Consider the following 19,650-nt stretch of genomic DNA (forward strand, 5'->3'; position numbering starts at 1 on the left):
GGTGACCGCCTCCCCCGACCCGCGGGCCGGTGCTCCCCGGCACGTCCTGGTGACCGGCGGGAGCGGCAAGCTCGGCCGCGCGGTGGTCGAGCTGCTGGTGCAGCGCGGTCACCGGGTGTCGGTCGTCGACCTCGTGGACCCCGGCCGCTCCGACGTCGCCTGGACCCGGGCCGACCTCACCGACTACGGCCAGGCCGTCGGCGTGCTGACCGGGGTCGACGACCGGTGGCCGGCCCCGGACGCCGTCGTCCACCTGGCCGCCCTCCCGGCCCCGGGCCTGCGGCCCGACGCGACGCTGTTCGCCGCGAACGTGACGACGACGTACAACGTCTTCGCCGCCGCCCGCGTCGCCGCCATCGACACCGTGGTCTGGGCCTCCAGCGAGACGGTGCTGGGGCTGCCGTTCGACACCCCGCCGCCCTACCTGCCCCTCGACGAGGGCTGCGGGCCGACCCCCAACTCGTCCTACTCGCTGTCGAAGACGCTGGAGGAGGAGATGGCGCGGCAGTTCGCCCGGTGGCGGCCGGAGCTGTCGATCATCGGGCTGCGCTTCTCCAACGTCATGGAGCCGGCCGACTACGCGGCCTTCCCCTCCTTCGACGCCGACCCGGCGCTGCGGCGGTGGAACGCGTGGTCCTACATCGACGCGCGGGACGGTGCCGGCGCGGTGCTGGCCGCGCTGGAGCACCCCGGACGCGGCGCGGAGGTCTTCGTGATCGCCAACGCCGACACCGTCATGAGCCGGCCCAGCGCCGAGCTCGCCGCCGAGCAGTTCCCCGGCGTCCCGGTGCGCGGCCCGGTGGAGGGCACCCAGGCCCTCATGAGCAGCGAGCGGGCGCGCCGGGTGCTCGGCTGGACGCCCGTGCACAGCTGGCGCGACGGGGTGACCGGGGAGAGCGCGCCGGGTCCGTCCTAGCGGTGCGGGACGAGCATCCCGGCGCCGACCGTGGCGTTGGTGGCCTCGTCGACCAGGATGAACCGGCCGGTGGCCCGGTTGTGCGTGTAGTCGTCGACGAACAGCGGCTGGGTGGTGCGCAGCCGCACCCGGCCGATGTCGTTGAGGCCGAGCTCGCCGGCCTCCTCCTCGTGCTCGAGGGTGTTGACGTCGAGCCGGTGGACGACCTCCTTGACCACCGCCCGCACGCTGCGGGTGGTGTGCTTGACCGCCAGCCGCTGCCGCGGCCGCAGCGGCTCGTCGGCCATCCAGCAGACCAGCGCGTCGAGGTCCTGGGTCACCTCGGGCGCGCCCTGCGGCGCGCACAGCAGGTCGCCGCGGGAGACGTCGAGGTCGTCGGCGAGCCGCACGGTGACCGCCATGGGCGGGAAGGCGACGTCCACCGGGCCGCGGGGGCCGTCGACGGCGGCGATCGTCGTCGTCCGGCCGCCGGGCAGCACCTGCACCTCGTCGCCGGGCCGCAGCACCCCGCTGGCCACCGTGCCGGCGTAGCCGCGGTAGTCGTGGAAGGCGTCCGACTGCGGCCGGATCACGTACTGGACGGGGAAGCGGACGTCGGTGAGATTGCGGTCGCCGGCCACCTCCACCGACTCCAGGTGCTCGAGCAGCGCCGGGCCGTCGTACCACGGCGCCGCGTCGGAGCGGGTGACCACGTTGTCCCCGCGCAGCGCCGAGATCGGGACGACGGTCAGGTCGGGGACGTCGAGCCGGGCGGCGAAGGCGCGGAACTCCGCGCGGATCGCCTCGAAGGTCTCCTGCGACCAGCCGACCAGGTCCATCTTGTTGACGGCGACCACCAGGTGCGGCACCCGCAGCAGCGCGGCCAGGTAGGCGTGCCGCCGGCTCTGCTCGAGGATGCCCCGGCGGGCGTCGACGAGCACGATCGCCAGGTCCGCCGTCGAGGCGCCGGTGACCGTGTTGCGGGTGTACTGCACGTGCCCGGGGGTGTCGGCGAGGATGAAGGTGCGCCGCGGGGTGCTGAAGTAGCGGTAGGCGACGTCGATGGTGATGCCCTGCTCGCGCTCGGCGCGCAGGCCGTCGGTGAGCAGCGCGAGGTCGACGTAGTCGCCGCGGCTGGCCCGCTCGATCGCCGCGTACTGGTCCTCGAAGACGGCCTTGCTGTCGTAGAGCAGCCGGCCGATCAGGGTGCTCTTGCCGTCGTCGACCGAGCCGGCGGTGGCGATGCGGAGGATGTCCCGGCGCGCCGTCGCGATCTCGGCCGCCTGCTCGGCGGCGGCGGAGTGGACGTCGACGACGGACTGCTCGGACATGCGCTCCATCTTCCCCAGCGGCGCGCGGCCCCGGCGCGCGGGGCCGTCGTCGGGGACGCTGGTGGCGGCGGGACTCCCGACCCCGCGGGGAGGAGCGGCGGTGGGCGGGCTGGTGTTCCTCGTGCCGGTGCTGCTGGTGGTGGTGGCCGGGTACTCGGTCGGTTACGTCGTGGCCGAGGCGCTCGGCGTCGGTGCCCCGGAGGCGGTGGGCTGGCCGGCCGGGCTGCTGCTGCTCGCCGTCACCGTCGTCGTCCTGCTGCGCTACCGGCGCCGGCGCCGCCGGCTCAGAAGTAGCCCTCCTTCTTCCGGTCCTCCATCGCCGCGTCGCTGACCCGGTCGTCGCCGCGGGTGGCGCCGCGCTCGGTCATGCGGGTCACCGCGATCTCGGCGATGACCTCCTCGACCGTCGTCGCCTCCGAGCGGACCGCGGCGGTGAGGTTGGCGTCGCCCACGGTCCGGTAGCGGACGGTGGCGCGGGAGACCGGCTCGCCCTCGCGGGGGCGGACGAACTCGTTGACGGCGTAGAGCATCCCCTGCCGCTCGACCACCTCCCGCTCCCGCGCGAGGTACAGCGGCGGGATCGCGATGGACTCGCGGGCGATGTACTGCCAGACGTCGAGCTCGGTCCAGTTCGACAGCGGGAAGACCCGGATCGACTCACCGAGGTGGATCCGGCCGTTGTAGAGGTCCCACAGCTCCGGCCGCTGGTTCTTCGGGTCCCACTGGCCGAACTCGTCGCGGAAGGAGAACACCCGCTCCTTGGCGCGGGCCTTGTCCTCGTCGCGCCGGGCGCCGCCGAACAGGGCGGTGAAGCCGTGCTCCTCGACCGCCTCGAGCAGCACCGGCGTCTGGATCCGGTTGCGCGAGCCGTTGGGCTCCTCGCGCACCAGGCCGCGGGCCATCGCGTCGGGCACGGAGGCGACGACGAGCTCGACGCCCAGCTCGGCCACCCGCCGGTCGCGGAACTCGAGGACCTCGGGGAAGTTCAGACCGGTGTCGACGTGCATCACCGGGAACGGGATGCGGGCCGGCGCGAACGCCTTGCGGGCGAGCTCGAGCATGACGATGGAGTCCTTGCCGCCGGAGAACAGCAGCACCGGGCGCTCGAGCTCGGCGGCCACCTCGCGGATGACGTGGATGGACTCGGCCTCGAGCGTCTCCAGCTGGGTCAGCCGGTGGTCGGTCGTCGTCGTCACCCGGCCAGTGTCCGCCACGCGGGTCAGCGCACCGCGGCCAGGAGGTCGGCGGCCAGCTCCGGCCGGCAGACCAGCAGGTCGGGCAGCGACGGGTCGGGCTCGTTGTAGCGCAGCGGCGACCCGTCGAGGCGCAGGGCGGTCAGTCCGGCGGCCTGCGCGACGGCGACCGGCGCGGCGGAGTCCCACTGGTACATGCCCCCGGCGTGCACGTAGGCGTCGACCTCGCCGCGCACCACCGCCGTCGTCTTCCACCCGGCCGAGCCCAGCGGCACCAGCTCCCCGCCGACCGCCCGCGCCGCGGCCGCCGCCTGCGCCGGCGGGCGCGTCCGGCTGACCGCGATCCGCGGCCGGCGGGCCGCCGCCGCGGGCGGCGGGGGAGCGGGGTCGGTGAGGAGCACCTCCCCGACGGCGGGCAGCGCGACGGCGGCCGCGCTCAGCCGCCCCGACGCCCACAGCGCCACGTGGACGGCGAAGTCGGACCGGTCCGTCTCGCCGTACTCGCGGGTGCCGTCGAGCGGGTCGACGATCCACACCCGCCCGGCCCCGAGCCGGCTGCGGTCGTCGGCGGCCTCCTCGCTGAAGACGACGTCGTCGGGCCGGTGCCGCGCCAGCACTGCCGTGATCGCCACCTGCGCCGCGGCGTCCCCGGCGTCGCCGAGCGCCCCGCCGGTCAGCCCGCCGGCGCGCAGCTCCACCAGCGCGGCGGCGGCCGCCCGCGCCGCCGCGTCGGCGACCTCGACGTCCCTCACCGGTCGCCGCCCGGAGCGGGCGCGGTCGCGTCGGTCGGCCGCTGCGGCGGAGCGTGCCGGCCGGAGGCGTCGGTGACCTCGGAGAAGTAGGCGGCGCGCAGCTCCTCGCGGGGCAGCACGAACACCGCCCCCGCCTCCACCAGCGGCAGGTCCGGCTCGGTGGCCAGCGCGATGGAGCCGGTGACGACGGACGTGCGGCCGCCGGACTCGACGACCCGCCCGCGGCACACCACCGGGGTGCCCAGGGGGACCGGGCGGCGGTAGTCGAGCTCGAGCCGTGCGGTCATGCCCCACAGGCCCGCGCGGATGGTGGCCGCGCCGAGCACCTGGTCCATGACCAGGCCGCTCATCCCGCCGTGCAGGTAGCCCGGCGGGCCCTCGTGGGTCAGGCCGAAGGAGACCTCGCCGACGACGCCGCCGGGCTCCTCGCGCAGCACCAGCGGCGGCGCGAGCGCGCTGCCGACACCGGTGACCGGGTTGTAGACCCGCCGGAACCGCACCGGGTCGTCCAGCGCCGGGAGCTGGGTGGCCGGTCGGGTCGAGGCCGCCAGCCGGGTGGTGGCCGCGCGCGCCGTGGCCGCGACCGCGCGCAGCTCCGCGGCCGGGACGGTGGTGCGCACCGAGGCCTCCACCAGGCCGCGCAGCGCGTCGCCCAGGTCGGTGACGGCCGCCATCAGCTCGGGGTCGTAGGGGGCGCCGTCGTCGTCAGTGGTCACCCGCGGACGGTACGTCCGCGGCCGGCGGGGCCTCGGCGGGGACCCCGGCGGTCCCGAGGTCGGGGCCCGAGCGGGGCAGCCGGACGGTGAAGACCGCACCGCGGCCGGGCGCGGTGTCCAGGGACACGTCCCCGCCGTGCGCGGCGACCAGCGCGGCCACGATGGACAGCCCCAGACCGGTGCCGCCGGCCGCGCGGCTGCGGGAGGCGTCGGCCCGGTAGAAGCGCTCGAACACCCGCGCGGCGTCCTCCGGCGCCATGCCCGGCCCCTCGTCGGCGACCCGCAGCACCACCCGGTCGCCGCCGTCGCTGGTGTCCTCGCTGATCGAGACGGTGACCGGCGCCGTCTCGGGGGTGTGGGCCAGCGCGTTGGTCACCAGGTTGCCGAGGACCTGGCGCAGCCGTGCCTCGTCGCCGAGCACCACCGGCACCTCGGTCATCGCGTCGTCGACGTGCAGGGACAGCGGCCGGTCCGGCTGCAGCACGTGGCCGTCGTGGACGGCGTCGGCGGCGAGCTCGGCGAGGTCGACCGGGGTGAGCGAGAGCGGCCGCTGCTGGTCCAGGCGGGCCAGCTGCAGCAGGTCCTCGACGAGCAGGCCCATCCGCGCGCCCTCGCTCTCGATCCGCTGCATCAGCCGCGCCACCTCGTCGGGACTGCCCGCGGCGCCCTGCCGGTAGAGCTCGGCGAAGCCGCGGATCGACGTCAGCGGGGTGCGCAGCTCGTGGCTGGCGTCGGCGACGAAGCGGCGCATCCGCTCCTCGGAGGCCCGCGCCTGCTCCTCGGAGGCCTGCTGCGCACGGAAGGCGCTCTCGATGCGGGCCAGCATGCCGTTGAGGGCCTGCAGCAGCCGGCCCACCTCCGTGCGGCCGTCCCCGGAGGGGACCCGCTGCGACAGGTCGCCGGCGGCGATGGCCTGCGCGGTCCGCTCCACGGCGGCCAGCGGGCGCAGGCTGCTGCGCACCAGCCAGTAGCCGGCCAGGCCGAGGGCGACCAGCACCACCAGGCCGACGACGACCTCGATGGTCACCAGGCGGCCGATCACCCGGTCGTCGCGGTCGAGGTCCCCGCCGACGACGACGGTCAGCCCGTTGGGCAGCGTCTCGGCGGTGACCCGCCAGAGGGTGTCCCCGTCGACGGAGCGGACCGTGTACGCCGCCGGCCCGCCCCGGTCGTCGCGGGGGGCGTGGTGGGCCGCGTGGGCGAGCGCCATCACCTGCGCGACGTCGAGGTCGGGCAGGGCGTCGTCGGAGAGCGGGCCGTAGATGACGACCGGCGCCGCGTCGCCGGGCACCCCGCAGGCCACGTAGCTGCCGAAGGTGACCAGCCGCTGCTGCCCACCGAGCAGGCAGGCGACGACGACGTCGTCGGACTCGCGCGCCTGGCGCAGCGCGCTCTGCAGCTCCTGGTCCTGCTGTTCGACGAGGTACCGCTTGAGCAGCGAGGTCGCCGTCAGGCCGGTGGCGACGAGGGCGAGGGTGACCAGCGCCAGGAGCAGCACCACCAGCGTGATGCGCAGCGGGACCCGCGGCAGCCGGAGGCCGCCGCGGGTCCAGGGTGTCGCGCCGGGGGGTCGGCTCACGAACCGCGTGGCAGCCGCAGCGTGTAGCCGACCCCGCGGATGGTGTGCAGCAGCCGGGGCTCGGTCGTGTCGATCTTGCGCCGCAGGTAGGAGATGTAGGACTCGACGACGTTGGCCTCGCCGTTGAAGTCGTAGTTCCACACATGGTCGAGGATCTGCGCCTTCGACAGCACCCGCCCGGCGTTGGCCATGAGGTAGCGCAGCAGCTTGAACTCGGTGGGCGACAGGCTCACGACCTCGCCGGCCTTGACGACCTCGTGGGACTCCTCGTCGAGCTCGATGTCGGCGAAGGACAGCCGGGGGCTCTCGGCGGCGCGCTGCTGGCCGGTGCTGCGGCGCAGCACGGCCCGGATCCGGGCGAGCACCTCGTCGAGGCTGAAGGGCTTGGTGACGTAGTCGTCACCGCCGAGGGTCAGGCCGGAGACCTTGTCCTCGGCCGCGTCCCGGGCGGTGAGGAACAGCACCGGGGTGTGCCGGCCGCTCTCGCGCAGCCGCCGCACCACCCCGAAGCCGTCGAGCCCCGGCATCATCACGTCGAGGACGAGCAGGTCGGGGCGGAACGACGCGGCCAGCGCCAGCGCCTGCTGCCCGTCGGACGCGGTGGCCACCTCGAAGCCGGCGTAGCGCAGGCTGGCCGACAGCAGCTCGCGGATGTTGGGCTCGTCGTCGACCACCAGGAGGCGCGCCTCCGGGGCCGAGGATCGAGCGCTGCGCGTCCCCGTCACGACATCTCCCGTCGGACGCCTGGTCACCGTCGTCATGGTGTCCACCGTGCGTGGTGCTGCTGCGGCCGCCCTGGAGGGTACCTGTGAGGTCGCTGGACGTCGCCGTCCCGCGTCAACCGGCCGGTGCCATCGCCCGGCCGCGCCGCCAGTAGCCGATCGCGTGGTGCTGTGCCCGGGACAGCCCCCACCGGCCGCGCAGGTCCGCGCGCACCGCCCGGACGGCGGCCGACTCGGCGGCGACCCAGGCGAACAGGTCGTCCCCGGCGGGGCGCCCGAGCGCGGCGACGGCGTCGGCCAGCAGCGTGCCCTCCCCCGGCGGCGTGCCGCCGCGGTGCAGCCAGTGCACCTCGACGCCGGCCGGTGCGGGCAGCGGCTGCTCCTCCTCGGCCCCGGCCACCTCGAGCAGCGCGGTGCCGACGGCGTCCGGCGCGGCCGCGGCGAGGATGCGGCTGATCGCCGGCAGCGCCGTCTCGTCCCCGGCCAGCAGCAGGGTGCCGGCCGGCCGGTCGCCGAGCGGACCGCTGCCGGCCACACCGAGCACGGCGCCCGGAGCCGCCGCGGCGGCCCAGGCCGCGGCGGGTCCGTCGCCGTGCAGGACGAAGTCGATCTCGACCTCGCCGCGCTGCGGGTCCTGCCGCCGCGCGGTGTAGCTGCGCAGGCTCACCCCGTGGGCGCCGACCGGCCACACGACCCGCCCGTCGCGCGCCACGGCCGGCCAGCGGGGGTCGGGGTCGCCCACGCGCGGCACCAGCAGGTTGACCGTGGGCCCGGCGGCGGCCACCGCCTCGGCGGTGCCCGAGAGGACGACCCGGCGGACCGAGGGGGTGGGGTCGGCCACGGAGACGACGGTGAGGACGTCGGCCGCGCGGGAGTCCCCGGGTGCAGTCACGACGGGAGCGTAGGCACCGGGTGCCGGTGCGGGCCGACCCGGCCGACCCCGGGGGAATGGGGTCGACCGGGCCGGCGATCGAGGACGGAAGGATGTCACCGAACGTCACCGCTGCTCGACGCTCAGCAGCAGGTTCGCCCGGACGGCCCCCGTCGACGGCAACGCTACGTGATCGGCCGCCGGTTGGCACTGCCCGATCGGGTGGCACCCCTCCGCCGGGGGGTGATCCGTGTCCCCGGCACGGCCCTGCCGGGGCCGTACCGGGGCCCATGTGTGCTCCCCGGACGGGAGGGGCACCGGGGAGGGACCCACCCGACGCCGACGGAGGACGGACATGGCCGACGACTTCACGAAGGGCGACCACGTCACCTGGAACAGCCACGGCAGCGAGGCCGAGGGCACGGTGACCAGGAAGATCACCGAGGAGACCGAGGCCGGCGGCCGCAAGGTGAAGGCCAGCACCGACGACCCCCAGTACGAGGTGAGGAGCGACAAGAGCGGCAAGACGGCGGTGCACAAGCCGTCCGCTCTGCACGAGAAGTGAGCCGCACCGGAAGAGGAGAGACACCGTGAGCGAGACCGACGACCGCTTCGCCGGGGCGTCATCGCGCAGCAACAAGCACAACCCGCGGCTCGACGAGGAGATCGAGCACGAGATCCAGGGGATGCTCAAGGGCAACCACGCGACGCGCTCGGAGGAGTTCCGCGAGGTCGAGCCGGTGGCCGAGGGCGAGCCGGACATGAACGGCGACCCCCACGGCACGCTGATCGGCGGCGTCCCGGTGGGGATGACGGAGGACGCCGTCGTCGCCCGGGCCGAGCTCGCACGCTGGCTCGTCCGCGCCGACTTCCCGAACGACGGCCCGGGCCTGGTCGAGGCGGCGCTCGACCACCGGGCGCCGGACGTCGTGGTGACCGAGCTGCAGCGGCTGCCCGAGGGCGAGAGCTACGAGCGCATCGGCGACGTCGTCCGCGCGCTCGGGTACCCGACCGAGACCTGACCGGCAGGTCCGCCGAGGAGGAGGCTCAGGAGCTCAGCCGCTCCTGGGCCTCCTCGTCGTTGTCCTCGTTCTCCGCGATCTCCTCGGCGCCGCGCCGGCGGAACAGCTTCGAGCCGGGGAACCCCTTCACCACCTGGCGCAGGTCCTGCATGGTGTCGACCAGGTCGTGCACGTCGGTCCCGACGCTCTCCAGCGAGGACAGGACGGGGATCACCGTCTGGTCCAGCGAGTCGACGAGGGTCGGCAGCCGGTCCACGAGCGCGACCAGCGCCTCGACCTCGTGCGGCTCCACCGTCTCGGCCAGCCGGCGCACCGCCGGCGTCAGCCGGGTCAGCGGTTCCTCGTAGCCGGCCAGCAGCGGGTCGATCCGGCCGACCAGACCCTCGGTCCGCTCGACGGCGTCGCCCGCGCGGCCGGTGGTCGACCGGGCCGCCTCGACCGCCTCCTCGGCGCGCTGCTGGATCTGCCGCACGGCGGTGATGGCGTCGTCGGCGCGTTGCTGGGTGGTGGCGACGGCGGTGATGGCGTCGTCGGCCCGCTTCTGCGTGCTCTCCACGGCGGTGATGGCCTCGTCGGCGCGGCGCTGGGTGGTGCCGACCGCGGTGATCGCGTCGTCCGCGCGCTGCCGGGTGGCGCCGACGGCCTCGATCGCGCCGTCGGCGCGCTGCCGCGTCCCGTCCACGGCGTCGATCTCCGCGTGCGCCCGTCGCCGGGTCGCGTCCACGGCCGCGATCTCGGCATCGGCCCGCTCCCGGGTGGCGCCCACGGCCGCGATCGCGCGGTCGGCGTGCTCGGCGAGGTCCTCGACGCGTCCGACGGCCCGGTCGACGCGGTCGAGCAGGCCCTCCAGCCGGCCCACCGCCGCCGTCACCCGGGGCAGCAGGGCCAGCGCCTCGGTGACGCCGTCGCGCAGGCTCTCGACGGCGGAGAACACGTCGGACGGACCGGGGATGGAGGGCAGCCGCACGCGCCGACGCTACGTCCGCGCAGGTGGCGGTGCCCGGCCGCACCGTGACCCGCCACCCGCTCGGGTGCGCCCCGGAGGATCCGCCGTGCCGTCCTCCCGCGCGTCAGCCACCGCAGGGGACCGTGGGCCGTATCGTGGAGTGCTGGCGCGAGCACGGGGCGCAACTGATCGGCCGCCGCCGCGCGGGCGACGGACACGGACGACGACGATGGGATGTCGACACCGGTGGGCGACGAGCGGGGGCGGGACGACCGGGCCGGGAGCCGCGGCCCCGACGCGTCCGGGCCGATCACGGTCGAGCAGCTCCTCGCGCGTTCCGGCAGCGCCACGGGCCGCCGCGCCGCCCGCCGCACCGGTGAGGTGCCGATCCCGCTCGAGCCCGGCCAGTCCCTGCCGCCGCACCGCGGGCCGCGACCACCGGTGCCCCCGCCCGCCGGCCAGCCGGCCCCGCAGCCCGGCCTCCGGCCCGCCGTGGACGACACCCCGGGCCCGCGCCGCGGCCTGCCGCCGGTCCCCGCCACCCCCGCCGGGGTCCAGCGGTCCCAGCCGGTGCCGCCGCTGCCCCCGGCCGGCGACGGCGTGCAGCGGTCCCAGCCGGTGCCGCCGCTGCCCCCGGCCGGCGACGGCGTGCAGCGGTCCCAGCCGGTGCCGCCGCTGCCCGGGGCGGTCCACCGCTCGGGTCCGGTGCCGCCCCTGCCCGGTGCCGTGCACCGCTCGGGTCCGGTGCCGCCCCTGCCCGGCGGCGTCCACCGCTCCGCGCCCGTCCCGCCGATCCCCGGGCTGGACGCCCCCGCGATCTCCGGGGCCGGCAGCACCCGCCGCGGCGCGGCGCCCCGGCCGCCGCGCAGCCCGTTCCGTCGCCGGCTGGTCCGCGCCGGCCTGGCGCTGGCCGCGGTGGTCGGCCTCGCCCTCGCCTACCACCTGGGCCTCTACGTCTACGTCGACCAGGGCATCGCCCGCGTCGCCGCCCTGACCCCCGACGGGCCCGAGGTGATCGCCCCGCAGCTGCAGGAGGGGTCGACCACCTACCTCGTCGTCGGCACCGGCCTGCCCGGCACCGACGGCCCGGCGTCGGTGACCACCCTGCTCGTGCACGCCTCGCCCGGCGGGGAGAGCGCCGTCCTCGTCAGCGTGCCGCCGACCGCCCTGGTCGACACCCCCGCCTGCCGGACCGGCGACGGCACCGTCCGCGAGCCGGTCACCGAGGCCTTCGCGACGGCGCTCCTCGACGGCGGACCGGCGTGCCTGGTCCGCGCCGTCCAGCAGGTGTCGGGCCTGCGCGTCGACCACTACCTCGCCGTCGACCTCGGCCGGCTGCCGGCCCTGGTCGACGCCGTCGGCGGGGTGAGCGTGTGCCTGCCCGCCGTCGGCCCGGCCGACGCCGCCTCGGCCGCGCCGCTGCCGGCCGGCTCCTCGCGGCTGACCGGGGACACCGCGACCCGCTACCTGACCCCCGGCGACGCCGGATCCGACGTCACCGGCGCCGCCGCGGCCGAGCGCACCCAGCTGCTGCTGACGGCGACGCTGCGCGCGGCTGTGAGCGCCGGCACGCTGGCGAACACCGTCGAGCTGACCCGGTTCCTCACCCGCGCCGCCGACGCGCTCACCGTCGACGAGCAGACGACGCTGGGCGACCTGCGGACCCTGGCCACGGCGCTGGGCGGTCTCGACGCCGACGCCGTGCAGCGCGCCGGCCTGCCGGTGGCCCAGGTCGGCCACGTCCCCGCGGGCAGCGAGCAGGCCTACGTCGTGCTCGACGGCCCCGGCGTCCGCGCGCTGTTCGACAGCGTCATCGAGGACAGCCGGGTGCCCGAGGAGCTCGCCGCCCCGGCGGTCGCCGCCGCCACCGCCGCGGCCCCCGAGCCGACGCCGACGCCGGCGCCCGAGCCGCCGGCCGAGACCCCCGGCCCGCAGGGCCCCACAGTCGAGCCGGCCGCGGTGACCGTCGACGTGCTCAACGGCACCGCCACCCGCGGGCTCGCGTCGACGGTGGCCGACCAGCTGCGCCAGCAGGGCTTCACCGTCGGCCAGGTGGGCAACGAGACCGGCACGGTGAACCAGACCGTGGTCCGCCACGGCCCGGCGGCACTCGAGCGGGCGCGCACGGTGGCCGCCGCCGTCCCCGGCGCGGTGCTGCAGCAGAGCGACGCCGTCGGTGACGCCGTGCAGCTGGTCATCGGCCCGGGCTACGACCGCGTCGTCCCCGTCCAGGTGGTCGCCCCGGCGCCCGCCCCGGTCGCCGCTGCCGCCCCCGGCACCGAGGCCCCCGCCGGCGGGGCCGCGCCGACGACGGCGCCGCCGGCCGACCCGGCGACCACCACGGGCCCGGCCTCCTGCGGCTGACGGAGGACCCCGCCGCCCCACCGCGGTACGTGCACAGCGCGCGGCGCCAGGGGGATGCCGGGCGCACCACGGGCACGGACGACGAGGGCCGCCGCGGACGATCCGCGGCGGCCCGGGCGGGAGATGGAACGGCCCCTCTCGCAGGGTCCCGGCGCGAGCGTGCGAGCGCCGGGGGGCGAGGGGGTCCTCCCTCTAGCCGAAGCGGCCGGAGATGTAGTCCTCGGTCGCCTTCTGGTCGGGGTTGCTGAAGATCTTCTCGGTCGGGTTGAACTCGATGAGCCGGCCCGGCTGGCCCACGCCGTTGAGGTTGAAGAAGCCGGTGGACTCGCTCACCCGCGCCGCCTGCTGCATGTTGTGCGTGACGATCACGATCGTGTAGCGGTCCTTGAGCTCGGCCATGAGGTCCTCGATGGCCAGCGTGGAGATCGGGTCCAGCGCGGAGCAGGGCTCGTCCATGAGCAGCACGTCGGGCTCGACGGCGATCGCACGGGCGATGCACAGCCGCTGCTGCTGGCCACCGGACAGGCTCGAGCCGGGCCGGTCGAGACGGTCCTTGACCTCGTTCCAGAGGTTGGCGCCGCGCAGCGAGCGCTCGACGAGCTCGTCGCTCTCGGCCTTCTTCATCTTCCGGTTGTTGAGCCGGTTGCCCGCGACGACGTTGTCGTAGATCGACATCGTCGGGAACGGGTTGGGCCGCTGGAAGACCATGCCGATCTGGCGGCGCACGTCGACCGGGTCGGCGTCGGGGCTGTAGAGGTCCTGGCCGTCCATGACGACCTTGCCCTCGACGCGGGCGCCGGGGATGACCTCGTGCATCCGGTTGAGCGAGCGCAGGAAGGTGGACTTGCCGCAGCCCGAGGGCCCGATCAGCGCGGTGATGCTGCGCGGCTCGATCGAGACGTTGACACCCTCCACGGCGAGGAAGTTGCCGTAGTAGATGTTGAGGTCGGAGACCTCGATGCGCTTGGCCACGTGTTGATCCTCCGGGATCGGTCCGGTCAGCGACCGGTCTTGGGGGCGAAGAAGCGGCTGATCAGGCGGGCCACGACGTTGAGGGCCATGACCAGGATGATGAGGAGGAGAGCCGCCGTCCAGGCTCGGTCCAGGAAGGCCTGGGTGGCCGTCCCGGGCTGGGTCAGCTGGTAGTAGGCGAACACCGGCAGCGTCGCCATGCGTCCGTCGAACGGGTTGAGGTTGGTCCCCGTGATCAGGCCCACCGTCACCAGCAGCGGCGCGGTCTCGCCCACGACGCGGGCGACGGCCAGCGTGATGCCGGTGCCCAGCCCCGCGACGGCGGTCGGGAGGACCACCTTCACGACCGTCCGCCACTTGGGTACGCCGAGGGCGTAGCTGGCCTCCCGAAGCTCGTTGGGGACGAGCTTGAGGACCTCCTCGCACGAGCGGACGACGACCGGGATCATCAGCACCGACAGCGCGACCGCGCCCATGACGCCCAGCCGGACGTCGTTGCCGAAGACCAGCGTGAACAGGGCGAAGGCGAACAGGCCGGCGACGATCGACGGGATGCCGGTCATGACGTCGACGAAGAACGTGATGGCCCTCTTCAGCCGGCCCCGGCCGTACTCGACGAGGTAGATGGCCGTCAGCAGCCCGATCGGCACCGAGATGACGGCGGTCAGCGCGGTGATGATCAGCGTGCCGAAGATGGCGTGGTAGGCGCCACCGCCCTCGCCGACCACCCGGTACATCGAGTTGCTGAAGAAGGTGGCGTCGAACCGCGCCAGCCCCTTCTCCAGGACGGTGTAGACCAGCGACACCAGCGGGATCATCGCGATGGCGAACGCCGTGGTGACGAGGGCGGTGACCAGCCGGTCGGTGGCCTTGCGGCCGCCCTCGACCGCCCGGGACCCGGCGTAGACGGCCAGCGTGCCGAGGACCGCGCCGTAGACGACGGTCAGGGCGGTGCTGAAGCCGGTGAGGGCCGACAGGGCGGCGCCGAGCGCGATCCCGGCGGCGTAGAGGCCCAGGGGCGCGTAGCGGGGGAGCCGGCGCCGCGCGCGGATGGGCGCCCCGGGCTCGCCGGCGACCAGGACGGGGGACTGGGTCTCGGTGCTCATCAGTTGGCTCCGGAGAAGTCGGCGCGCCGGTTGACGATCCAGCGGGCGAGCATGTTGACCGCGAGCGTGATCACGAACAGCACCAGGCCGCTGGCGACGAGGGTGTTGACGTCGATGCCGGTCGCCTCGGGGAAGCGCAGGGCGATGTTCGACGCGATCGTCGAGGGGTTCGAGCTGCCGATCAGGTTCAGCGTGGCGCCGGCGCCGCCGGACAGCACGATGGCGACCGCCATGGTCTCCCCGAGGGCGCGGCCCAGGCCGAGCATCGCGCCGGCGATGACACCCGACCGGCCGTAGGGCAGCACGGCCATCTTGATCATCTCCCAGCGGGTCGCGCCGAGGGCGAGGGCGGCCTCGCGGTGCAGCGCCGGGGCCTGGCTGAACACCTCGCGGGCGATCGCCGAGATGATCGGCAGGATCATGACGGCCAGCACCAGGCCCACCGTGAGCATCGTGCGCCCGCTGGCGGAGGCCGGGCCGGCGAAGAACGGCAGCCAGCCGAGGTCGTCGGCGGCCCACCGGTGGAAGGGGACGAGGGCGGGCGCGAGGACCGCCAGCCCCCAGAAGCCGTAGACGACGCTGGGGATCGCCGCGAGCAGGTCGATGACGTAGCCCATGGTGGCGGCGATCCGCCGCGGCGCGTAGTAGGTGATGTAGAGCGCGATGCCCACCGCCAGCGGTGTGGCCACCAGCAGCGCGAGGACGGCGCCGAGCAGGGTCCCGACGATCAGCGGGGCGACGTAGCCGGTCAGGCCCTCCCCGCCGGGGATCTCCTCCGCCGGAGCCGTGAGCGCCGGGATCGCCTCGCTGACCAGGAAGGCGGCCACGCCGGCGAGCACGAGCAGGATGAAGATGCCCGAGCCCTTGGCGCTGCCGGCGAAGACGCGGTCGCCCAGTCGGCGGACGGCGCGCTGCTGCGGCGGGGACGGGGTGGGGGCCTTCGTGGCGGTCACCGTTGCTCCGGGGTCGATCGGGAGTGCGGGGAGCCCGTCTCCGGGCGGGGCGGTGGCCCGGGGCGTCACCGACGCCCCGGGCCACCGGGGGAGTGCTCCGGTCAGCCGGCGTTGATCGCGTCGACCGCGGTCTGCGCCTGCTCCCGCAGTGTGTCGGAGATCGGGGCGTTGCCGGCGTTCTCGGCCGCGGTCTGCTGGCCGTCCTCGCTGATCACGTAGGACATGAAGGCCTGCACGTTGTCGGCGGTCGACTGGTCGTCGTACCGGAGGCACCCGATGTGGTAGCTGACCAGGACGATCGGGTACTCGCCGGACCCCTCGGTCTGCCGGTTGACCTCGATGGCGAAGTCGTACTCGCCGCGGCCCTCGACGGCCGGGGAGTTCTCGACCACGGCGGCGGCGGCCTCGGCCGACGGGGCGACGAACTCGTCGCCGACGCCGACGTTGACCACGCCGAGGTCGCCGGCGCGGCTGGCGTCGGCGTAGGTGACCGCGCCGGCGGTGCTGGTCACGACCTCGACGACGCCGGAGGTGCCGTTCGCGGCCTCGCCACCGGGCAGCGGCCACACGCCGTCGGGCTCGGAGGTCCAGACGTCACCGGCGGTCTGGAACAGGTAGTCGGTGAAGTTGTCGGTGGTGCCCGAGTCGTCACCGCGGTGCACCGGGGTGATCGGCGTGTCCGGCAGCTGCGCGTCGGGGTTCTCCTGCGCGATGGCCGGGTCGTTCCAGGTGGTGATCTGGCCGGCGAAGATGCGCGCGATGGTGGCCGGCGACAGGTCCAGCTCCTCGACGCCCTCGAGGTTGAAGACCACCGCGATCGGCGAGATGTAGTTGGGCAGCTCGAAGACCTCACCGCCGCCGCAGCGCTCCTGCGCGGCGGCGAGCTCCTCCTCGTCGAGGGCGGCGTCGGAGCCGGCGAAGTCGGTGGACCCGGCGATGAACTGCTCGCGGCCACCCCCGGAGCCGACCGGGTCGTAGCTGAACTGCACCTCGGGGTGCTCGCCCTCGAAGCCGGCCTGCCAGGCCTCCATGGCCGCCTGCTGGCTGCTGGCGCCGGCGCCGACGAGGTCACCGCTGAGCTCGGCGGCGCTGGAGTCGCTGCCGCCGCCGCTGCCACCCGACGCACTCTCGGACTCGTTCGCCGCGCCGCACGCGGCGAGCGCGAGGGTGCCGGCCAGCGTCGTCGAGAGGACGGCGGCGCGCGACCTGGTGCTGAGCTTCAACTCGGTGCCTTTCGCAAGAGGGGACCGGACCGGTCGCCGGGCACGAGAGGACCCGACGGGCAGCGACGGTAGGCAGCCGAGGTGGCCGGTCCCGGGTCGATCGGTGAACGGCCGGTGAACGCCCCCCGAGCCTTTCCCGACGGGGTGGGGACGACGTCCCGTCCGGGAGGTGAACGCGTGCGTTTCGGGTGGCGCCGGGCACACCCGGTACGGCAGAAAGGGCCGGTTGCCCACCGGCCCGCGGCTCAGGGGACGCGCCGCCAGGAGACGTCGACGGCGTGCCGCGTGAAGCCGCTGCGCTCGTAGAGCGCGACCGCGGGGACGTTGTCCTCCTCCACGTACAGCAGCACCTGCTCCAGCCCGAGGCCGCGCAGGTGGGCCAGCCCGAGGTCGGTCAGGGCGCGGCCGAGGCCCAGGCCCTGCGCGTCCGGGTCGATGCCGAGCACGTAGACCTCACCGACCGGGTCGGGGCCGGCGTCGCCGGGCGGGTGCACCTTCGTCCAGTGCGAGCCGAGCAGCGTGCCGCCCGCGTCGGGGTCGCCCCGCCAGGCCAGGAGGAAGCCCGCCGGGTCGAACCAGGGCTCGGCCTGGCGCAGCCGCAGGTCCTCCGCCGTCCAGGAGCCCTGCTCGGGGTGGGTGGCGAAGGCCCGGGCGTTGACCCGCAGCCACGCCGGCTCGTCGCGGCCGGGGCGGAAGGCGGCGACGGCGACGCCGTCGGGCAGCGCCGGGCGCGGGTCGCGGTCGGCGTCGGTGAGCGGTCGGCGCATCTGCAGCAGCACCCGCGCCCGCGTGTAGCCGCGTGCGGTGGCCAGCGCGGTGGCGGCGGGGAGGTCACCGTGCGCCCAGACCCGCAGCGGCCGGTCCCCGGCGAGCTCCTCGAGCCGGGACAGCAGCGCCCGCCCGGTGCCCTGGCGGCGGGCCACGGGGGCGACGACGACCTCGCCCTCGGCGTCGCTCCCCGGCTCCCCCAGCTCGAGGCGGGCGTAGCCGACGGGGACGCCGTCGGCGCCGGTGGCCAGCACGTCGCGGCCCCCGGCCGGGCCGCCGTGCTGCAGCCGCAGCTCGGCCTCCTCCGACAGCGGGCGGACGCCGTCGTCGGCGGCGGCGGCGCGCAGCAGCGCGAGCACCGCCGCGGTCTCGGCGGGTGCGAGCCGCTCGGTGTCGCGGACGGCGGCGGTGCTCAGCGCAGCGGGGCGGTGCGGCGGGAGCCCTCGGCGAGGGGCTCGGCGAGGGGCTCGGCGGCCTCGGCCGAGGCGCGCGCCGCGGCGGCGGTGGCGTCGGCGACCTGCTGGTCGAGCTTGTAGCCCACGTTGCGGACGGTGCCGATCAGCGCCTCGTGCTCGGTGCCGAGCTTGGCGCGCAGCCGCCGGACGTGGACGTCGACGGTGCGGGTGCCGCCGAAGTAGTCGTAGCCCCAGATCTCCTGCAGCAGCTGGGCGCGGGAGAACACCCGGCCCGGGTGCTGGGCGAGGTACTTGAGGAGCTCGAACTCCTTGTACGTCAGGTCCAGCGGCCGGCCGCGCAGCCGCGCGGAGTAGCTGTGCTCGTCGATGACCAGCTCGCCGGCCTGGGTGACGCCGCCGTCGGGGCCGTCGACCGGGGTGGCCGCGGCCAGCCGGCGGGCGGTCGCCCACCGGAGCCGGGCGTCGACCTCCGCCGGGCCGGCGGTGTCGAGCAGGACGTCGTCGACGCCCCAGTCCGCCGACAGCGCGACCAGCCCGCCCTCGGAGAGGACGGCGACCAGCGCGGAGGCCACGCCGGTGGAGGACAGCAGGCCGCACAGCGCGCGGGCGCGGACCAGGTCGTGGCGGGCGTCGACGAGCACGACGTCACCGGAGTCGCCGTCGAGCAGGCTGGACAGCTCCGGCGCCACCACGCGCACCTGGTGGCCGAGCAGCCCCAGGGCGGGCAGCACCTCGGTGGTCGCCTGGCGCGCCGCCGTCATGAGCACGAGTCGCATGTCGTCTCCTCGGGGAGGGTGTCGACGGCGCTGTCGGACCGAGTGCGCAGGATAACCGACGCGCGCGGGCCGGACCCCGAGGTCACCCGAGCGCGTCGACATGCCCCGGGGGACGGACACGCCGCGCCGCCCGGCTCGTGCGGCGCGGCGGGCGGCGGGCGTCTGCGACGATCGGGGCCGAGCGGGGGCCGGTGCGCGGACCCGCCGGGGGCGGGCAGGAGGCGACGTGACCACCGCGCTGGACAGCGGCCCCGCCACGCGCGGGCAGCACGTCGCCGCGGCCGTCGTCGTGGCGGCCGCCGCCGCGGCCGTCGTCCTGGCGCCTCGGGTGGCCGGGGACGACGGCCGGCTCGGCGCGGTGCTGCTGCTGCAGGTGGCGCTGGCCGCCGGGTGGGCGCGGGCGATGGCCCCGCCCGGGGCGCCCGGGGCCGTGGTGCTGGCCGTGGCGGCCGCCGTCGCCGCGGACCTGCTGGTCGTCGGCGTCGAGGACCCCGGTCCGGGGGTGCTGCTGGTGGTGGCGGGGCCGGCGCTGGTGGTCGCCGTCGTGCACCAGATGCTGCGCCGCCCGCCGCGCACCGACGTCGTCGGCTCGCTCGGCGCGGTGGCGCTGCTCGTCGCGTCGGCCTGCGCGCTGGCGCTGCTCCTGCTGCCCGGCGTGCCCGGGGAGGCGGACTCGTGGGCCGGCTCGCCGCTGGTCGTCGTCGCGGCCGGCCTCGCCGCCGGCCTGCTGGTCGACGCCGTGCTGCCGCGCCCCGCCATCGCCGAGGAGGCCTCCCGCGGTGTGCCGGGGCTGCTCGCCGCGGTGGGCGCCGCGGTCGCGGTGGCCCTGCTGGCCGGCGACGCCGGCACGCTCGTCGACGCCCTCTCCGGGATCACCACCGGCGTGGTGCTCGGCCTGGTCGCCGCGCTGGCCGGGACGGCGGCCTCCTTCCTGCTCGCCGACGCCGGCCGCCGGGTGCCCGCGGTCGCGGGGGCGGCGGTCGAGGGGTTGCTGCCGCTGGCCGTCTGCGCGCCGGCGCTGCTGGCGCTGGCCGTCGTCTGATCC

General features: G+C 75.8%; 20 protein-coding genes. 6 read left to right on the top strand and 14 right to left on the bottom strand.

Going from position 1 to position 19,650, the window contains the following annotated elements:
• Position 1: 1 nt before the first annotated feature.
• Positions 2 to 916: an NAD-dependent epimerase/dehydratase family protein gene (locus tag CHC04_RS00550; protein ID WP_089401986.1), complete on the top strand. Its 915-nt coding sequence runs from the start codon at positions 2 to 4 to the stop codon at positions 914 to 916.
• On the opposite strand, the gene CHC04_RS00555 is transcribed toward CHC04_RS00550, so the two are convergent.
• Positions 913 to 2,226 carry a sulfate adenylyltransferase subunit 1 gene (locus CHC04_RS00555; RefSeq protein WP_089402577.1) on the bottom strand — a complete coding sequence of 438 codons (1,314 nt, stop codon included), beginning with the start codon at positions 2,224 to 2,226 and terminating at the stop codon, positions 913 to 915. The two genes, CHC04_RS00550 and CHC04_RS00555, sit on opposite strands and share 4 nt — an antisense overlap.
• A 100-nt stretch (positions 2,227 to 2,326) precedes the next feature.
• Here CHC04_RS00555 and CHC04_RS00560 point away from each other — a divergent pair, with 100 nt between their 5' ends.
• Positions 2,327 to 2,557, top strand: coding sequence for a hypothetical protein (locus CHC04_RS00560; protein WP_089401987.1), 231 nt, complete (start codon positions 2,327 to 2,329; stop codon positions 2,555 to 2,557).
• Here the strand turns inward: CHC04_RS00560 and cysD are convergent.
• From cysD to CHC04_RS00590, 6 genes are all read right to left on the bottom strand, one after another.
• Positions 2,511 to 3,422, bottom strand: coding sequence for a sulfate adenylyltransferase subunit CysD (gene cysD / locus CHC04_RS00565; protein ID WP_089401988.1), 912 nt, complete (start codon positions 3,420 to 3,422; stop codon positions 2,511 to 2,513). The two genes, CHC04_RS00560 and cysD, sit on opposite strands and share 47 nt — an antisense overlap.
• 23 nt (positions 3,423 to 3,445) lie before the next feature.
• Positions 3,446 to 4,171, bottom strand: a complete 726-nt coding sequence (locus CHC04_RS00570; RefSeq protein ID WP_089401989.1) for an inositol monophosphatase family protein — start codon at positions 4,169 to 4,171, stop codon at positions 3,446 to 3,448.
• Positions 4,168 to 4,887 (bottom strand): PaaI family thioesterase, encoded by a 720-nt coding sequence (locus CHC04_RS00575; RefSeq protein ID WP_089401990.1) that lies wholly within the window; start codon positions 4,885 to 4,887, stop codon positions 4,168 to 4,170. The genes CHC04_RS00570 and CHC04_RS00575 overlap by 4 nt, the downstream gene beginning before the upstream one ends.
• Positions 4,877 to 6,466, bottom strand: coding sequence for a sensor histidine kinase (locus tag CHC04_RS00580; protein WP_089401991.1), 1,590 nt, complete (start codon positions 6,464 to 6,466; stop codon positions 4,877 to 4,879). Before CHC04_RS00580 ends, CHC04_RS00575 begins: the two co-directional genes overlap by 11 nt.
• Entirely contained in the window at positions 6,463 to 7,191 is a 729-nt protein-coding gene (locus tag CHC04_RS00585; protein ID WP_089401992.1) for a response regulator transcription factor, read from the bottom strand. Before CHC04_RS00585 ends, CHC04_RS00580 begins: the two co-directional genes overlap by 4 nt.
• A 112-nt stretch (positions 7,192 to 7,303) precedes the next feature.
• Entirely contained in the window at positions 7,304 to 8,080 is a 777-nt protein-coding gene (locus CHC04_RS00590; protein ID WP_089401993.1) for a siderophore-interacting protein, read from the bottom strand.
• Positions 8,081 to 8,414: 334 nt separating this feature from the next.
• On the opposite strand from CHC04_RS00590, the gene CHC04_RS00595 reads away from it, so the two are divergent.
• Both CHC04_RS00595 and CHC04_RS00600 read left to right on the top strand, forming a co-directional pair.
• Positions 8,415 to 8,624 carry a hypervirulence associated TUDOR domain-containing protein gene (locus CHC04_RS00595; RefSeq protein ID WP_089401994.1) on the top strand — a complete coding sequence of 70 codons (210 nt, stop codon included), beginning with the start codon at positions 8,415 to 8,417 and terminating at the stop codon, positions 8,622 to 8,624.
• 25 nt (positions 8,625 to 8,649) lie between these two features.
• Positions 8,650 to 9,081: a DUF2795 domain-containing protein gene (locus tag CHC04_RS00600; RefSeq protein ID WP_089401995.1), complete on the top strand. Its 432-nt coding sequence runs from the start codon at positions 8,650 to 8,652 to the stop codon at positions 9,079 to 9,081.
• A gap of 25 nt (positions 9,082 to 9,106) precedes the next feature.
• Here CHC04_RS00600 and CHC04_RS00605 read toward each other — a convergent pair whose 3' ends face one another.
• Entirely contained in the window at positions 9,107 to 10,048 is a 942-nt protein-coding gene (locus CHC04_RS00605) for a hypothetical protein (RefSeq protein ID WP_089401996.1), read from the bottom strand.
• Positions 10,049 to 10,261: 213 nt separating this feature from the next.
• Here CHC04_RS00605 and CHC04_RS00610 point away from each other — a divergent pair, with 213 nt between their 5' ends.
• Positions 10,262 to 12,391 (top strand): LCP family protein, encoded by a 2,130-nt coding sequence (locus CHC04_RS00610; RefSeq protein WP_089401997.1) that lies wholly within the window; start codon positions 10,262 to 10,264, stop codon positions 12,389 to 12,391.
• Positions 12,392 to 12,583: 192 nt separating this feature from the next.
• Here CHC04_RS00610 and pstB read toward each other — a convergent pair whose 3' ends face one another.
• From pstB to CHC04_RS00640, 6 genes are all read right to left on the bottom strand, one after another.
• Positions 12,584 to 13,363, bottom strand: coding sequence for a phosphate ABC transporter ATP-binding protein PstB (gene pstB / locus CHC04_RS00615; protein ID WP_089401998.1), 780 nt, complete (start codon positions 13,361 to 13,363; stop codon positions 12,584 to 12,586).
• A gap of 26 nt (positions 13,364 to 13,389) precedes the next feature.
• On the bottom strand, positions 13,390 to 14,469 hold the full coding sequence (gene pstA / locus CHC04_RS00620) for a phosphate ABC transporter permease PstA (protein WP_089401999.1): 1,080 nt from the start codon (positions 14,467 to 14,469) through the stop codon (positions 13,390 to 13,392).
• Positions 14,469 to 15,422 (bottom strand): phosphate ABC transporter permease subunit PstC, encoded by a 954-nt coding sequence (gene pstC, locus CHC04_RS00625; RefSeq protein ID WP_089402000.1) that lies wholly within the window; start codon positions 15,420 to 15,422, stop codon positions 14,469 to 14,471. Before pstC ends, pstA begins: the two co-directional genes overlap by 1 nt.
• Before the next feature lie 101 nt (positions 15,423 to 15,523).
• On the bottom strand, positions 15,524 to 16,645 hold the full coding sequence (gene pstS / locus CHC04_RS00630) for a phosphate ABC transporter substrate-binding protein PstS (protein WP_089402001.1): 1,122 nt from the start codon (positions 16,643 to 16,645) through the stop codon (positions 15,524 to 15,526).
• A gap of 245 nt (positions 16,646 to 16,890) precedes the next feature.
• The gene (gene mshD / locus CHC04_RS00635) at positions 16,891 to 17,829 is read right to left on the bottom strand and encodes a mycothiol synthase (RefSeq protein ID WP_089402578.1); all 939 of its coding nucleotides are present in this window, start codon (positions 17,827 to 17,829) and stop codon (positions 16,891 to 16,893) included.
• A complete protein-coding gene (locus CHC04_RS00640) occupies positions 17,826 to 18,605 on the bottom strand; it encodes a winged helix-turn-helix domain-containing protein (RefSeq protein ID WP_089402002.1) in 780 nt (259 codons plus the stop codon). Before CHC04_RS00640 ends, mshD begins: the two co-directional genes overlap by 4 nt.
• A gap of 226 nt (positions 18,606 to 18,831) precedes the next feature.
• Between CHC04_RS00640 and CHC04_RS00645 the strand changes: the two genes are divergently transcribed.
• Complete coding sequence (locus CHC04_RS00645) at positions 18,832 to 19,647, top strand: hypothetical protein (RefSeq protein WP_089402003.1); 816 nt, start codon at positions 18,832 to 18,834, stop codon at positions 19,645 to 19,647.
• The last annotated feature ends 3 nt before the right edge of the window (positions 19,648 to 19,650 follow it).

The sequence above is a fragment of the Geodermatophilus saharensis genome, assembly GCF_900188205.1.
Lineage (GTDB): Bacteria > Actinomycetota > Actinomycetes > Mycobacteriales > Geodermatophilaceae > Geodermatophilus > Geodermatophilus saharensis.